Genomic DNA, 16,975 nt, shown 5'->3' on the forward strand with positions numbered 1-16,975 from the left:
GACAAGTCAATGTTTTTTAAACACAACAGTACACAGATCATCGTATTAACATACAGCAGCTACGAATCGATCTTTTTACGTTATACTACATTGTTTATTTCGCAAAAATAGCTCCGGATTCATAGTCGGCTTCCTTATATAACCGCACGTGATAGATCGCTTTATTTTTATGCAAAGTAAGATCAAGTACCTTATCGCTAACCACCTTCATTTCAAAGGAAAAACCACTAGCAACATCAAAGACGTCGTCAAAGCCTTGCCCTATTACCAAGCCATTCTTATAATCGGTTATCTTAAATAGTTTCCCGATGTTTACACCCTGTTTAATTACCCCCAGAAAGCCATCTTTCTGAATGGATAACTTTTCGAAGAGTCGATCATTTTTAGATGACCAAAGTCCGTAAATCGCCTCAATACTTTTATCATCCGCTTCAGCCGCTTTCAAGCGAGATATCCAGCAAGTCGTCGCGATTAAAAGATAAATACAAAGCCTTTTCATAACCTAATTCATTTTGGTGTAGCAATTTGACAACTAAGTTAACGATTAAACACCAAAGGATCAATATTTTATTCCGACATGACGCGACTAAAAGTAATCTGAACAAGCAAGGTTGTTGAAAAGCATGAAGCTTCTAGCACATGCTTTATTCAACCCGAAATTCATAGCTACCCGCTGAAAGCTGTATCGCTGGCTGCACCAAATCACCATCCAGATAGACACGCTTATGGCGCTGCATAGGTATGCTAAGCGATGCACTTGCGTTTGGCGGTATCGTTACCGAGTAGTAGATCTTCTTTCCTTTTCTCTGCCAGGAAGAAATTATTTTGCCGTAAGGGCTATTGAGCGAACAGGAAAAATCATTTAATCCGGACACAAAATTTGGCTTTAGAATAATGTTTTTAAAACCCGGAGCAGATTCATCCGGATAGATTCCACCCAAGCCTTTGAAGAACCAGCCGCCAATTTCCCCGAACATCATGTGGTTGTCGGAAATATCCCGCTCCGCCTCCATATCCCAATTCTCCTGAAGCGTAGTTGCGCCATTTGCAATCCACCAGCCCCAAGATGGATAGGTATCTTGGACAGCCAATTTGTAGGCCGTTTCAGCTTGACCGTTTTCACTCAGCGCATTTAATATCGCTTTAGCACCTAAAACGCCCACATCGAGGTGCATACCATCTTGTTGCACACGTCTAGCCAAATTTTCTGCAAGCTTCGTCCGCAGCTCGTCGGGCACAACATGCCAGTACAATGCCATACTCAACTCCGTTTGCACCCCACTCCCATAGCTAACCGAGGTACTATCCAAATATTTATCGTTGATTGCCTGCCTGATTTTCGCTGCCAGCGCCTGGTAATACAGGCGATCTTCCTCTCTATTCAATAATTTGGCTACCTTCGCTAAAATCGTTGCATCCACAAAGTAATAAACAGAGGAAGTGTATTCAAGCGATGAGCGCGACTTTACAGGTACCCAGTCGCCCCGACCAAAAGTAGTCAGCCCTTGAGGGCTTAAGCGTTCCACGTAATTTACATAACGCTTCATATTGTCGTAGTTATCTTGCAATGGTTTCAGGTCTCCGTAAAAAAGATAGAGGTTCCAAGGTATAATGACTATCGTGCTGGTCCAGTCGGTACCATTTGCCGTGCCATACCCCCATCCACCCGTTGGTATAATATCAGGCAATACGCCATTAGGCTGCTGCTCATCCCGATGATCAGCCAACCACTTTTCATAAACCGTGATGCCGTCAAAGTTATATAAGGCGGTCTCAATGGCAAAGTGCCCGTCCCCCGTCCACCCATTCTTTTCCCGTTGGGGGCAATCAGTAGGATAACCAAACAGATTAGACAGGTAAGCATTGTTTGTCGCTTCCCACAGCTTATTGATCATCGTATTGGAAGAGTTTAAGCTGCCTTTCGCCGGCACATCGCTATGCATAAAATATGCCACCAGGTCCTCTTGCTTTAACTGGATGGCTTTATCGCTGCTTACTTCCACGTACCGAAACCCTTTATAATTAAAACGCGGCATAAATTCAACAGGACCTTCCCCATTGAGTATCACAATATCGGTCTGAAAAGGCTCGCTATCATCTTTTGGCCTGTAATATACATCGATGTTCGATAAGTCTACCCGACCATTGGGATACAATCGCTCGCCGTGTTTTAAACGAACGATTGTGCCACTTTCTCCGTTCAAGGTCACTTTGGTTACACCTGCCATGTTCTGCCCCATGTCGAAAACATAAACGGAGTCATTCACTTTCCGTATGGATTGAGCAACAATTTCCCGTACATTCCGGATCGGATGAAGTTGCTGACTCACTATGTGGTTGGAAGGCGCAGCGCGTAGCGCTACGCCCTTCCAAGTTGTATCGATAAAGCCCGGCATATCCCAATCGCCTATGGTTATACGGCTATCGTAGTGTTCTGCGGTGTAAATATTATTACGTATTACCGGGCCTGTATTTGTACGCCAGCTGCCGTCCGATCGAATCGTTTCTGTACTACCATCACTATAGGTTATGCGCAGATCCAAACAGAAACTTGGTCGGGCCCGCCATGGGGCACGATCAAAGTTCCACACTGCTAAGGGTTGATGATTATACCACCCATTACCTAAAATCACCCCCAAAGCGTTATCTCCCTGCTGGAGTAATGCCGTAACATCATAAGTGACATATAAATTCCGACGGTCAAAGCGCGTATACATGGGATCTAAGCGATGATCGCCCACACGGCGTCCGTTCAGGTGTAACTCATAGAGCCCAGCCGCCGCAATGTATACTCTTGCGGATGCGATCTGTTTACCGAGGTCAAATGACTTTCTGAAATACCCTGCCGGCAACTCGTGCATAGTGGCCCCGTCGCTGATCCAGGTGCCTTGCCAATTGGCGATGCCCATCATGCCAGTTTCAAAATGACTGACGCCGCTCGGAGAAGAGGGCTCTCCTCCTTCGTCCCAAACAATCACTTTCCAGTAATACTTCGTAAATGGCTGCAATTCCGGTCCGTCGTAAACCACTAATTGTTGTGGAGACTGCCTTTTGCCTGAATCCCATAACAGCTCATCATTGCTAACCAACTTCAAAGAGTCTGTTGCCACCATAAGCTTATAAGCGCTTTGCGCAGCGCCCTTTGCATCGCTTTCCATCCGCCAACTTAGACGCGGGTGGTGTTCATCCAGCCCGAGCGGGTTAATTAAATGTTCACACTGTAGGTCTATCACACGGTGATGATCAGCCCGACCATAAAGGTTGAAGGTCGACCCCAAAAGCAGTAAGCCCATTGCTAAGTAAATTCGAATGGTATGGCTAGCAGAATATGTTATCACGTACATTGTTCTAAAGTAGGAAATTTATTGAGGATTCTGTTCGAGGTTATCAATATCCACTTCCCGCTGCGGGATGGGCAATAGCAATTTATTTGGCGTTACTTCATAAGTGCCGGCCGGATATTGCGGATTCATAGCTCTCTCTCGCTCTCCATGTGCGTTCATGACTTCTACCGCTTTTCCGGTACGTACCAAATCATACCATCTATGGTTCTCAAAAGCGAGTTCCACCTGTCGCTCATGCATAATGGCCTCCCTAAATGCGTCCTGATTTGGCACGGCTAGCGCAGAATTTGCGTTGGCCGCGGTTTTTGCAGGCAGGCCGGCGCGGGCCCTCACGCTGTTCAGCAATTGAAAGGCTTCACCATCCGCCACAAATCCAGCTTCATTTAAGCACTCGGCGATTTCAAGCATTACATCGGCATAGCGAATAATGGGGAAATTCACGTCTGTTTGGCCGGGTTGGACAAATCCATGGTTATATTTAATCACATGTGGCACCTGATAGACCTGTCCTTCCAAGGTGAAGGATTCTGCTAAAGATACTGCTTTACGTCGATCACCCTCCTCATAGGCGTCAATAAGGTCTTGGGTTGGCGTATTCCAGCCCGCGTTGTAACTGAGGTTCGTTCCTACATCGTGGGTAACGCTGGTTCCTGAATTAAATGGAGCAAATTGATAAAGAAAATTGCTCGCTAGATTTGGATCCGATCCTAAATATTGAATCTCAAAAATGGACTCCGAATGGTTCTTATTCTCCGGCCGGAATAAGGCGCCGTAATCAGACAGTAAGCTGTAACCGGTTACTTTACGCAGGGCTGCTAATGCTTCCTCAAAATTTTGGCGAGTCATGTAAACTTTACCCAGCAACGCATTCGCCGTACCACTCGTTACCCGCCCTGCATTCGCTCCGTCATAGCTTGCAGGCAACAGCTCGGCGGCGTGTTGAAGATCGTCCAAAATCTGCAGATACACCTCTTCGACACTTGCACGCCTATTGGATTTGGCCTCTTCCGGAGAAGTCACCATTTCCAGCTTAATGGGCACGCCACCAAATTGTCGTACTAGGTTAAAATAATGAAACGCGCGCAGCAGCTTCACTTCGCCGATGGCTTGGTTTCGGCTTTCCTGAGACATCTCTATGCTGGCTTCGCGCGCCAATACTTCATTGCATCGCGAAATAGCCGTGTAACTCTGTTGCCAAAAATCACGCAATAAGGTATTCGCAGAATTTAGCAAAAATTGATCAACAAACTCCCTGTTTTCTTGACCTCTCTGGGGCTCATTATACTGAAACGTTGTATTGTCGGACCGCATTTCACCAAACACCCAATAACTGAACAAGCCCATATCCCTTAAGGATCTATAGGCTCCTACCACACCTTGCTTAAGATCCGACTCAGTCTTCCAAAAATTCGCTCCGGTGAGCGTTGCCTCTGGATTCTGTTCTAGAAAATTCTTCCCGCAGGCGGCCAATAACAGCGCTGCCGATAACATAGAAAACACAGTATATTTTGTTAGCGTATTCATACTTTTCGATTAAATTTAAAAGATGATGTTTAGTCCCATTGTCCATGTCCTGGCCAGCGGGTAACTTAAAAAATCACGCCCTGGTGTTAAAACTCCCGAATTATTGGTTAGGGCTTCGGGGTTTCCTCCCGAATAATCAGTAAATGTGATCAGGTTTTGAACGCTTCCGTAAACGCGAATAGACTTAAAGACTCCGCTTTTTCCGACTGAGGTCTGATCAAAATTGTAGCCCAGCGTAATATTCTGGATACGCAGAAAACTTGCGTCCTCTACCCAACTCGAGTTGACGTCCCGGTAAAGCACACGACCGCCATTGGTAGTGGGTGTCATACCATCTCCAGGATTCTCGGGGGAACGCCATCGGTTAAGTACTTTCCGATCTACATTAAACACACCATCGATATTCGTAAGGAATTCGTTAGCCGTTTTCAGGATCTGACCACCCTGCGAACCCACCACCAGCAAGCTCATATCAAAACCTTTATAACTGAGGTTGTTGGTAAGTCCATAAGTAAAATCCGGATAAGGATTACCAATGACGGCAAAATCTTTAACGGGTTCTATAATACCGTTACCGTCCACGTCCCGATATTTTATTGAGCCTATCACAGAAGACGCATTCTTAGGCGAACTGTTAAAATCTGCTTCATCTGTATAAACCCCTTCCACTATATATCCGAAAAATTGCCCCAAGGGCTTTCCTACCTCCGTTTTATGCGTAAAATTGCCTTCTCCACTTCTCCCCGAATATATAGGTGCGTTATCCTGATTTAGTGCCAGCACCTTGTTCCGGTTGAAGGAGATATTGAAATTCGTCGTCCAGCTTACCGGTCCACTCAAGTTAACCGTGTTCAATGTTAACTCCAGACCGCTATTCCGTACTTTACCTAGGTTAACCAAAGCGGTAGAGAAGCCTGAAGCCAGCGGGATCTCATTATTGAAAAGCATATCGGTAGTGATGCGATTATAATAGTCTACCGTCAGATTGAAGCGATTATCCATGATACCTAGATCGATACCTACATCTGCTTGTCTGGAATTCTCCCAAGAAAGCTGCACGTTACTAATCGAATTGGACACCCGGCCACTGGCCAGATTGTTTCCGAAAGCGTAATTAGCAGTAGAAATACTGGCAGCATAAGCGTAGTTCCCGATATTAAAGTTACCTGCGAGCCCATAACTTCCACGCAGTTTCAGATTACTCAACCATTCGGCCTCCTGAAGGAAAGATTCCTCGTTTGCACGCCAAGCAAAACCGCCAGAGGGGAAGGTACCGTAGCGGACATTGGCGCCGAATCTGGACGAGCCATCTGTCCGTATCGTACCGGTAAATATGTACCGGTTTTTGAATGCATATTCCGCACGTGCCAAGTACGATAATAAGGCCCATTTTTCTATACCAGCCGATTGCCCATTGAGCAATGGCGACGCGTTAATCGTCTGGATCAGATCATCCGGGTAATTAACGGCATTAAAGCTATAGCTTTCGCCTCTTTCCTTTTGCGCCGTATAACCGGCAAGCACACTCAAGCGGTGATCATCGCCAAACGACTTATCATAGTTCAGCGTCAGCTCCGACAACCAGTTAAAATTATTGGAGTTCCCAGTATTCGAGCTTGGAATGCTGGGATTGGGATTAGGATTAGCGGTTTCTCCATAAACAAAGGAAGGATTAAAGGCAAAGGAGCGATTCATCGTATAATCCACATTAAAAGCATATTTGGCTTTTAATCCCTCGAGGATGGTCAACTCAGCGAAAGAGGACGCCAAGCCTCTGAAAAAAGTATTTTTCGTGCGGGAAAATTCGAGGGTATTCAAGGGATTTCCCGCGCCGATTGCGCCGGGTGAGGTAATAAAAGGCGTACGATTTCCGTTGTTATCGTTTACCGGCACTATGGGACTCAGCCACAACGTTCGGGTCAGCACGTCGCGTTGACCAGACTCAAAACCATGGTTATGTTGTATGCCACCTCCAGGGGCAATACTGAGGCCAATATTTAGCCTTTCTCCTATTTTCGACTGCACATTCCCTTGGAGCGTATACCGTGTATAATCCGTATACCGAACCGTTCCCTGTTGTTCGAGCCTTCCAGCCGAGAAAGAGTAAGTTGTATTCTCCGATCCGCCACGGATACTCAAATCAATATTACTCTGCGGGGCCGAACGCAACACTTCATCATACCAATTCGTGCCAGCTCCATACTGCTGTGGATTACGAAATTCGACGGGAATATCTGCTTCTGTCGCGGTTTCTCCTCTCGCCGCAAAAGCGTCTTCAATCATTTCCTTCCTAAACCGAGCATACTCTTCGCCGTTAAGCACACTGGGCCTACCGCGCATCGGGACCTGCTGTGCACCGTAATAGGTATTTAAGCCAATTACCGGAGCGCCTTGCTTCCCCCTTTTCGTCGTAATCATCACCACGCCGTTAGCTCCCCTCGAACCATATATTGCCGTAGAAGAAGCATCTTTCAGTACACTGATCGATTCGATGTCGTCCGGACTGATAACGTTCAGCGGATTATAGGATTGGCCGGTTGTATTGGAAATAGCAAATCCGTCAATGACATATAAGGGATTATCGCCCGCACCGATAGAGCCGGAGCCCCGCACCTTGATGGTTGTACCACCGCCGGGTCGACCGGTCGGACTCGTGATTTGAACACCAGCCATTTGTCCGACCATCTTCTGATCCACAGACGCCACTGGCAGATCTTTTATTTGGCTAGACGAAACCGTGGCTACTGAGCCGGTAAGATCTTCCTTTTTACGCGTGCCATACCCAACTACTACGACTTCGGTCAAATCATTTAAGGCCGGCAATAAAGTGAAGTCCTGCGAAGTCGTCTCGCCTTCTTTTATTTCGACGTTTGTAACCTGCTGTTTTTGATAGGAAATAAACGATGCTTCGACAGTATAGTGCCCGACAGGTAATTCAACGGCAAAGTTTCCGTTTTCGTCCGTCTTAAGCGTCCGACCTAACTCCAAAATCTTGACAGTGGCTCCCGGGAGAAATAGGCCGGTTTCATCGACAACTTGCCCCCTTAGCCGTGCCAAACGCTGTCCTTTTCTCGTTTCTACGTACCTTACGGGATCAAATTCGCTAACCACCACAATGTCATTGACCACCTCATAATTTATAGGAAAAGGCCGGAAGAGCTCATGAAGTACTGTCTCCAACTTTTCATTCTCGACCTGCAGGTCTTTAACCATAAACTTTTTTAGCAATCCGCTATCGTAAGCGAAATATACTTGGCATTTATTTTGTATATTCTTCAGCACAGCTTCGAGCGACTGATTTTGAGTACTATAGGTAATTTTTCGGTCAAGTACCTGTCCCTTACTGGCAAAGGCTGGAAATAATAGAGATAGGCTCATAAGTACAGCTAGTACAAAGAAAGTTAATCTCATTGCATTAATGATACGGTGTTTTAAATGAAATTTCATACATTGTATGGCTTTTAATTGTGAGTAGATTGAAAGCTTAATGCCGTTACAGCGGCATTGTAGAGGTCGTTGTTACAGCAGCGGCCTCTTTAATCGCGGTTTTCAGTTGTTATTTATAGATTTCTATATAGTCCCTCCTTTTTTTTACTTTAAGTTTGTGAACGGCTGCGAGTACTTCCAATACCTCTGTTGCAGACATCGTATTTTTCAAGGTTGCGGTGAACCGCTTCGTTCTTAAATGATCATCTGTCGTGTTGATGTGTATACCGTAGTTTTTATTGAGCAACAATGCCACTTCGTCAAATGATGCATTATCTAACACGAAAAGGTCCTTGCCCCAGTTATTTCCGATCGCCTCATTTGTAACGACCGCGACCTGTCGTTTTTCTCTATCATAAACCAACTGGCGATTTTTTCCCAACACCTCGCCTTGCATACCATTCGCGCTTACTTGTACCTTGCCGCTCGTAACGCTCACCGCAAATTGGCTGAGCGCGTCGTAGGCTCTTATATTGAACGATGTACCCAACACCCGTGTCTGTAGCGGCCCACTCTTCACCACAAAAGGTTTGGAGGGATCCTGCTTGATCTCAAAAAAAACCTCGCCGTCTATAATTTCAACTATTCTCGAGTTTGCCAAGTCTCTGTTTATCCGGATTGAAGATCCACCCTTTATGCTTAGTATGGAACTGTCTCTTAAAACAACAATTCTCCGCTCGCCTGCTCGGGTCACAACGGAAACCATCTGTCGTTCAGCCGACCGCCCTGCCTGCGATAGCTTCCCTCTCATATAAAAAAATATCCCTACACAAGTCACCAAAAAAACGGCTGCAGCCGCCCGCCACCAACTGGCGGAAAATGCTTTTGTGTTCCGCTCCGGTGCTGGCATTTTTGATCGCAGTTGCTGCCATATTTCGTCCTTTAATTGCTGCTCCTGCTGTTGCCCCATAGTTGCAGACTTTTCATTCTGCAAATGCTGATACCAACGCTCAACGAGCGCCCGCTCTTCCGCATTGCTTTTTCCGGCGAGGTAACGTCGCAATAATTCCTTATTTTCTTCCGACTTCATAGAAGCTATTTACTATATATCTAAGAAGAACCGTTTTAGTACTATATGATTTTTTCTAAATGCTCCAGATGTAGAGCAACAGCGTCATCACGAGCAGTTGATCATCCGTTTGGGTAACGTTTCGGCGCAATCTTTTTAACGCATTGCTCAGTTGATTTTTGACGGTTTGTTCAGACAAATTCAGACGAGCTGCAATTTCGGCTATGGTGTTTGCCTCGTCGCGGCTCATTCGAAAAATCTGTTGCATTTTTTGAGGCATTTCATTTACCACTTGATCCAATTGCATTTTTAGCTCTTTGCTTAACAGTACGGTTTCGGGGGTATGTACCGTCTCTGGGGGCTGTAAGAGGTCCATTCGCCTGACTTTAGCAGCACTATAAGCATAAAAGCTGATAATTTTGTATTTTACAGCAGTAAACAAATAATTGCGCAGGTCGGTCTCTTTGTTAACCAGCACGCGATGTCGTCCGTTCCAAAGCGACAATAAAATCTCCTGTACGATATCTTTAGCTTCTTCTTCATCTGTACCATTCTTTGCTTTCAGATAAAGTGTCTTCCAATATTTATCATAAATCAGTCGAAATGCAATCGTATCACCAGCAGCAATGCGCCGCATCAACTCGATATCACTTTGAACATTTAAATTTTCGTCCATATCGCCATGAGCATCTAAAGGGATTGTTATTGTCGTAAATTGGTTTGATTATAGCTTGGTTTGGCTAAAATACAAATTAAAATGAGAAAACAATCCGCAGAGGCCCATTGTATAGGTCTTATTTCGAAAAAAACAGCTTTTTATTCCACTAGTGCTACAGATAGTACAGGACAGTCCGGATCATCGACCTCTTTTGGCCTCGTCTACCATAGCAGATCGGCTACCAACGTGACCAACTTCTGCTTTTTCGGACTCACTATCTAAGCTTATCCGCGTTTTTGATAAGGCATCAGGATAATGCTCGTTGATAAAAGCAATCATATTTTCGCGCACATAGCATCTTAAATCGAAGGCATCGCCGGAATTCCGGCAACTCATCAGACACCTGATTTCCATAGTGCGCTCTCTCAGGTCGGTTACCTGCAATACGTTTACTTTGCCGTCCCACAATCGGTTTGCATGTAAGAGTTCACTTAGTTTCTGACGTAAGCTTTCCACAGGAATTGTGAAGTCGGTATAAATGAAGACGGTACCTAAGATTTCGGCCGTTGTCCGTGTCCAGTTCTGAAAAGGTTTTTCTATGAAATAATTAATCGGAAGCACGAGCCTCCGTTTATCCCAAATCGCAACCACCACATAGGTCAGATTAATCTCTTCCACCTTTCCCCATTCGCCTTCTACGATTAAAACGTCGTCCATCCGAATCGGTTGCGTGAATGCGATCTGAAAACCGGCCAATAAATTTCCGAGCGACTTCTGCGCAGCGAAACCGATAATGATACCTCCTATACCGACACCCGTCAACAGTCCAGCCCCTATTTTACGCATGCTTTCAAAACTCAGGAGAATAATTGCCGTGGTTATCAGTATAATCAAGGTAATTAATAATTTCCGGATGAATACAATCTGTGTACGGATCTTCCGCTCCCGGAGGTTGTTCTCTTTGGCAACGTCAAAGCGATGGTAAAGGTAGTCTTCAAAAACGTATAATGTCCGTATAATGATTACTGCGAATGAGATATTGATAAGTATCTCCACGATTTTCGAAACCAAGTCATAGGTGGACTGATTGAATCTCAACAAAGGAAGCATGGAAGCGAAGACCAACAAAGGGATAAAAAAGGTAAAGATGCGGTTGAAATTCTTGATAATGGATCTCATTACCGAATAAGGATACTCCTTTTGTGACTGGCGCTTCACTATCGGAACTAATATTGACTTTATAACTATACCAATACAAATAGAAAATGAAATAACAAGCGCATTCCATACCCAATGAGGCATTTTTTCTGATAAATCTCCTAAATTTTCAATCATAAGCTATTCTTAAAAGAATTTTGTACGTTTATAAACACAAAATACAAAAAAGATGTTTAGATTCTAAATTAAACCACCACACAACATAAAAAAGCACAGAAAAACACTCAATAAACAAGAATCGATTAAAATTGTTCACAGAAAAAACGACAAAAACCCCCAATTTAGCCCGAACAGCTATTCAGACCTATGTAAAAACTAATATTCCTTATGCCTTATCTCTTCTAATTTTTCTCCGAGCTCTTTTGTTTTTTCCGGGTATTGTGTAGCTACGTTATGTTGTTCTTTAGGATCCTCCTTCAGATTATAGAGTTGTGGCTCTTGTTGTAACCCGGTTTCTTCTCTCTTATCCGCTAACCAGTCGGGCGTCTTTTTAGAAACCGGCGCTATATATTTCCAATCCCCATCGAGTAAACCCATGGTAAATGATTCTTGCAGCATGCTACGACGTCCTTGCGCTGACTTACCGGTCAGCGCGCTCAGAAGATTTTCACTATCGGGCGCGGTTTTCTGTTGATCGATAGAAACGCCGGCCAGCTGTGCGAAAGAAGCGAAGAAATCCACTTGATTAATAACAGCATTACTGGTTCCAGGTTGTACTTCACCCGGCCAACGTACAATCATCGGTACCCTTAGTCCCCCTTCATAGGCGCTGTATTTCCCGCCGCGGAGGATCCCTGCAGGCTTATGGTCGCCCAATCGCTCCACAGCCTGATCGGCATAGCCATCATCAACCACCGGACCATTGTCGCTGCTAAAAATAACCAGTGTGTTTTTATCCAGTCCCAATTCCTTTAAAGTTTGCATAACAGCGCCCACCATCGCATCCATCTCCGCGATAACATCTCCTCTGGGCCCCATTTTTGTGGCGCCGACAAATTTTGGATTCGGCGCTCGTGGTACGTGGATGTGCGGCAAGGCATAATATAGAAAGAAGGGTTTATCTTGATGTGCTCGGATAAAATCCTTCGCCTTTTCGCCGAACACGGTAGCGAAATCTTCATCTTTCCAATAAGCCCGATGTCCTCCGGCCATAAAGCCTATACGACTGATGCCATTGACAATGGTTCCGCTGTGTTGCGAATCGGCAGCCATTTTCAGTAGCTCGGGATGTTCCAATCCGATCGGATCATCGCCGACCTTTCGATTATAATCCACACGGATCGGGTCTTGTCGATCCACATTCAACACCCGATGATTTTCTACATAAACCGTCGGCACACGGTCGGCCGTAGCGGGCAGGAGAAAGCTGTAGTCGAAACCAATTTCCAAAGGCCCGGGTTTTATGTCGGTATTCCAATCGGGTTTTCCATCGCCTAAACCCAAGTGCCATTTGCCAACCACTCCCGTAGTGTAACCGGCTTTCTTCAACATAGAGGCTAAGGTCTCGCGGTGAGATTCGATAATTAAGGGCGCATCACCGGGCAGGATTGCTGCGTTATTTCGAAAGGCATAGCGCCCGGTAAGCATGGCGTAACGCGAGGGCGTGCAAGTGGACGCCTCGGCATAGGCTTGGGTAAAACGCAGCCCTTCCTTTGCCAAGCTGTCCAGATACGGAGTCTGAACCGCACTCGCCCCGTAGCAACTTAAATCGCCATAGCCCACATCGTCTGCGTAAATAATCAGGATATTAGGCTTTTTTCTGTGGGATGCGCTTTTAGGTGCACAGGATACCGCGGTAATCAGTATGATCAGACTATAAAAAAGGTTTCTCTTCATCAGTTTACAAATGAATCACTGCTGCAATAATCTCACAAAATCGGCATATACCAAAGGATTTTTTATATACTCACCTTTTTCAGTCAAACCGAAGGATTTCTGCAAAAACAGGGGATTTAAAAACCAGGAATCAGATGTGGGTTTTACGACCTTGGCAAAACCTTGCTGAAGCAGCGGATAGGTAGCAAGCACCACGCCGTACTGCTTAAAATAACGGTTGTACGTCAACAAGTAATGGGAAGGATACCAGTCCTGTGATAAAAACAATTCTTCCCATTCGTCTACCGTCACTTTACCGGTATGCACCAAATTTAACCATTCATATAATTTGATATCCGCCGGTAAACGGTGTTTCTCCACAAAAGCTTTTCCCTTTGCACTATTAGCGATGCGATCGCCAAAATGGCTGTTATATAAGCGGAAGAGGGAAAACTCCGGCACGATGATCGCCTTTTCCGGCATGATTGACCGAACGAAGTCGAGGGCGGCAGGAATTTCCAGTGTATCGCCTATATGCAGATGGACGGCCAAACCTTCGATAGCCGGCTCTCGTTGGGCGAGTTTGATCAATTCGACAACACCTGGAAGTTGCTGCTGCTTTTTCTCAAAAAGGGCAGGCAAAGATCCTGCATAAATTTTAGGTCTGGGCCAATCGGGATGCTGTTCGTAGAAGTGGAGCACATGTGCGAGGAGGCGCCCCGTAAACTCGACCAAGGGCACTTGCTTATCCTGACCGTACTGCAGATCAGAAGCAATGGTTTCCAAATTGGGTTCGTTTCCCAGACTAAAAACCTGGATATAGGGACCTACCCTTTCCAGGAGCTGGTCAACCACACGGAAGTATGCAGCTTCGCGCGACGAGCCAGCGGCGGGCACGGCCAACCGCCGGTTTTTAAAGTCCCACCGAAAACCAAAAACAACCTGATAACACATTTTTCCGGCATCGACTACTTTTTGGATAGCAGTGTCGCTGGCGGCGTCTAACCTTCCGTCAACATAGTCCAATATACGAGGAGTGGTTCTAATCCATTGCACCGGCAACTTACGGACGTAAGTAAAATCGATGTTTTCTGGATTATGGTTAAAATTAAGACCGATCTCCTGCGCGTGCACTGTTGCATGAACAGCGATAAAGCACCCTAGCAGTAGCATAAATATCTTTTGAAAGCAACGCATAGCTATTTATTTAAGGTGGAATAAAAGTCGTCCGACGCTTCTACATCAGGTTTTAATCGATTATTATCCCATTTTACCGGAACAACGGCCGGTCGGCAGGTAACCGGAAATTTCGTACCCATGACTCCTCTTGGGTTGAAGAAGGTGGTCGACCACCAGTTTCCGTCTCCGTCTTGAAATAAGTTGTTATGCCCGCCTTGCAAAATTGCTGGATAACGCGGGCCATAGGGCCCATAAATATGGTCTGCCTCGGCCACGACGACGTCATAGCTATGTACCGCTGCTGGCTTTTCGCCCGGCAAATAGGTATAGGTGCCATCCGCTAAGGGGACTGACCAAACCGTTTGCAGCAACTGGTATTTACCATGGTGCTTATCCAACCACACGCCTTCAATATAAGGTTCTTTAGGGTAAGGCGTCTCGTCGAATGGCCGAAAAGATTCGGCGATATCGCTCAGGTCGTCCTTCATCCGCGCGATATAGTGATTATGTCCGATCAGATAAACTTTTCCATCGGTATCTTCAAAGACACTGAGATCAATATTTCGAAAAATAGCTTTTTGCGCATTTCCTGGAATATTTCGATACGGTCCTTCGGGCTTTCCGGAAGTACTCTCCAACACAAAAGAGCCTTGATTACCATTTAAACAGGCTATGAGGAGCCATTTCTGCTGACTTTCGATATAATGCAACTCCGGCGCCCATACTGCCCGGTACATCGAATCCAGTGGATCGCCATTCACCGATTGCGTGCCCGGCTTCATGGGTTTACCTTTTTTCTGCCAATCTGCCGCGTCTTCATCGAACGACCAGATCCTTCCCATGGCTTCCCAATTTTCAAGATCGGCAGAGCGCCACAGATATAAGCCATCGTTATAGTCCCAACAATGCACTTGCCCCGGAAACTTCCGGCCCGGCGTAGCCGTTGTTCCAGTCAGGTAATAGTAACCATCTGGCCCATGCGTCACATAAGCATCCCGCATCCAGACATCCAAAATGGGTTTTACCGATCCGGGAACGGTAAGCTCCGGATCGCCCACTGGCGCCTTGGGATCACTAAACTTTGGATTACGATTGGTTTGTGCCTTGCAAACACAAAAGCTGAGGAACAGGACGATGGGTACGAATCTTAAGCGCTTTCTTAATCTCATGATAATTATCTATAAAAATAAACTAATTGTATCCGCTGTTTTGTTCACAAAGCTTATTGGCCTGAATTTCCGATTGCGGAATGGGAAATAAAAGCCTGGCAGATGTGGCCAAATCGGGAGAAACGCCCCGCGCTATTGCAGACGACAAAAAAGTTCCTTGCCGGATCAAATCTTCCCGACGTTTACCTTCCGTGATAAATTCCCATCCTCTTTCCCGAAAAATCGCATCGCGAAACTGGTCCTGCGTACTCACATCTGCTGTCGTCAGGCCGGCCAATCCGGCTCGGCGACGCACTTGATTGATCAGATCAAAACCTTCGATGCTCGGTCCGGAGAGCTCGTTTAACGCTTCCGCCCGCGAGAGTAAAATGTCGGCATAGCGGAGAACGGGCACATCGTTGCCGCTGTTATTTCCTACGGTTGTATTGTCCCAATACTTAAAGCTCCTGGCGTTATCGCCATCCAGGATATTAACCGTGACATTGTTGTTATTGATATATTCGGTACAAATTAAATCCCGCCGCAGATCATTTTCGGCCATACTGTTTACGAAAGCCGTGCGCAAGCGATATTGGGTGGCAAAATTCGACATAGACGACTGGTATATATATTCCGGCAACTGGTCTGTACTTTTGAATCCGGCCGGTAAAGCACCGGCCATAAACCAGTTGCCGAAATCCACTTGGTTCAGGCAGGGCAACACCAATAACATCTCTCTGTTATTCATCCCTTCGTTTTCTACCCGGAACAAATTTTTAAAAGCATATTGTGTGGTGCTGTAATAGTTGAAATCGATGACCGTTTTACAGGCGTCTGCAGCCTTTTGCCACTGTTTCGTGTTTAAGTAGAATTTCGCCAATAAGCCCGTTGCATTCCCTTTGTTGAAACGGCCGAAAGATTCTTCCTGCCCCGGATCGGGCAAACCCGGAATGGCCGCAAGGAATTCGGATTCGATAAAGTTGCGCATCTCTTCTTCCGTTGCGCGAACCAGGTCGCCGGTCTGCTCTGTGGAAGTACGAAGCGGTACCGGACCAAAGAAATTATATAAAATAGCATAGGCCTGTGCGCGCAAAGCCCGGGCTTCGGCTAAGAACAGAATTTTGGTCTCTTCAGAAGCATTCACGCCGTCTATATTTTCTATAACGCCGTTGGCATCCCGAATGCAGCGGTAATTTGGCGCCCAGAGATCGCCTTCAAAGGTGCCCAAGGTTGGGTCCCAGGTAAAGTTGATGATATGGATTAATTGTCCATTTTCCTGCCCTCCGGAGTTAAACGCCATATCGGTGCACATCTCCGAGTCGTTGATGACAAACCTGGAATTCTGTTGGGTTTGCTGCTCTGCGTAGGCCGAAAACAATAGAGATTTTATGCCGGCTTCCGATGTCAGTACATTGCCCGGTGTAAACTCCGCGTTAGGTGTTACATCGAGTACCTTACTGCAGGAGGCAAGGGTTCCTGCCAGGGCAAATAGACTGATGATATAATAGCTTATCTTTTTCATATACTCTAATTAATTACAAGTTTTTGGGCTACTTTTTTTCGGAGCCGGTTAAATTTCTTTCTCTTGGATCAA

General features: G+C 45.8%; 11 protein-coding genes. All 11 read right to left on the bottom strand.

Annotated features, from left to right (window positions below; genetic code table 11):
* Positions 1-94 precede the first annotated feature (94 nt).
* A complete protein-coding gene (locus EPX21_RS19155) occupies positions 95-499 on the bottom strand; it encodes a hypothetical protein (protein ID WP_134091285.1) in 405 nt (134 codons plus the stop codon).
* A gap of 145 nt (positions 500-644) precedes the next feature.
* On the bottom strand, positions 645-3,338 hold the full coding sequence (locus EPX21_RS19160) for an alpha-L-rhamnosidase (RefSeq protein WP_240768734.1): 2,694 nt from the start codon (positions 3,336-3,338) through the stop codon (positions 645-647).
* Between the two features lie 24 nt (positions 3,339-3,362).
* Positions 3,363-4,868 carry a RagB/SusD family nutrient uptake outer membrane protein gene (locus EPX21_RS19165; RefSeq protein ID WP_134091286.1) on the bottom strand — a complete coding sequence of 502 codons (1,506 nt, stop codon included), beginning with the start codon at positions 4,866-4,868 and terminating at the stop codon, positions 3,363-3,365.
* A gap of 15 nt (positions 4,869-4,883) precedes the next feature.
* Positions 4,884-8,315, bottom strand: a complete 3,432-nt coding sequence (locus EPX21_RS19170; protein ID WP_134091287.1) for a TonB-dependent receptor — start codon at positions 8,313-8,315, stop codon at positions 4,884-4,886.
* Between the two features lie 109 nt (positions 8,316-8,424).
* The gene (locus tag EPX21_RS19175) at positions 8,425-9,384 is read right to left on the bottom strand and encodes a FecR family protein (RefSeq protein WP_134091288.1); all 960 of its coding nucleotides are present in this window, start codon (positions 9,382-9,384) and stop codon (positions 8,425-8,427) included.
* A 55-nt stretch (positions 9,385-9,439) separates the two neighbouring features.
* Positions 9,440-10,039 carry an RNA polymerase sigma factor gene (locus EPX21_RS19180; RefSeq protein WP_134091289.1) on the bottom strand — a complete coding sequence of 200 codons (600 nt, stop codon included), beginning with the start codon at positions 10,037-10,039 and terminating at the stop codon, positions 9,440-9,442.
* 180 nt (positions 10,040-10,219) lie between these two features.
* Positions 10,220-11,356 (bottom strand): mechanosensitive ion channel family protein, encoded by a 1,137-nt coding sequence (locus tag EPX21_RS19185; protein ID WP_134091290.1) that lies wholly within the window; start codon positions 11,354-11,356, stop codon positions 10,220-10,222.
* 198 nt (positions 11,357-11,554) lie between these two features.
* Complete coding sequence (locus EPX21_RS19190) at positions 11,555-13,075, bottom strand: sulfatase-like hydrolase/transferase (RefSeq protein WP_134091291.1); 1,521 nt, start codon at positions 13,073-13,075, stop codon at positions 11,555-11,557.
* A gap of 15 nt (positions 13,076-13,090) precedes the next feature.
* Complete coding sequence (locus tag EPX21_RS19195; RefSeq protein WP_134091292.1) at positions 13,091-14,227, bottom strand: hypothetical protein; 1,137 nt, start codon at positions 14,225-14,227, stop codon at positions 13,091-13,093.
* 26 nt (positions 14,228-14,253) lie between these two features.
* Positions 14,254-15,402 carry a family 43 glycosylhydrolase gene (locus tag EPX21_RS19200; RefSeq protein ID WP_134091293.1) on the bottom strand — a complete coding sequence of 383 codons (1,149 nt, stop codon included), beginning with the start codon at positions 15,400-15,402 and terminating at the stop codon, positions 14,254-14,256.
* A gap of 22 nt (positions 15,403-15,424) precedes the next feature.
* Complete coding sequence (locus EPX21_RS19205) at positions 15,425-16,903, bottom strand: RagB/SusD family nutrient uptake outer membrane protein (RefSeq protein WP_134091294.1); 1,479 nt, start codon at positions 16,901-16,903, stop codon at positions 15,425-15,427.
* Positions 16,904-16,975 lie beyond the last annotated feature (72 nt).

Origin of the sequence: Olivibacter sp. XZL3, assembly GCF_004368405.1 — a bacterium.
GTDB lineage: Bacteria > Bacteroidota > Bacteroidia > Sphingobacteriales > Sphingobacteriaceae > Olivibacter.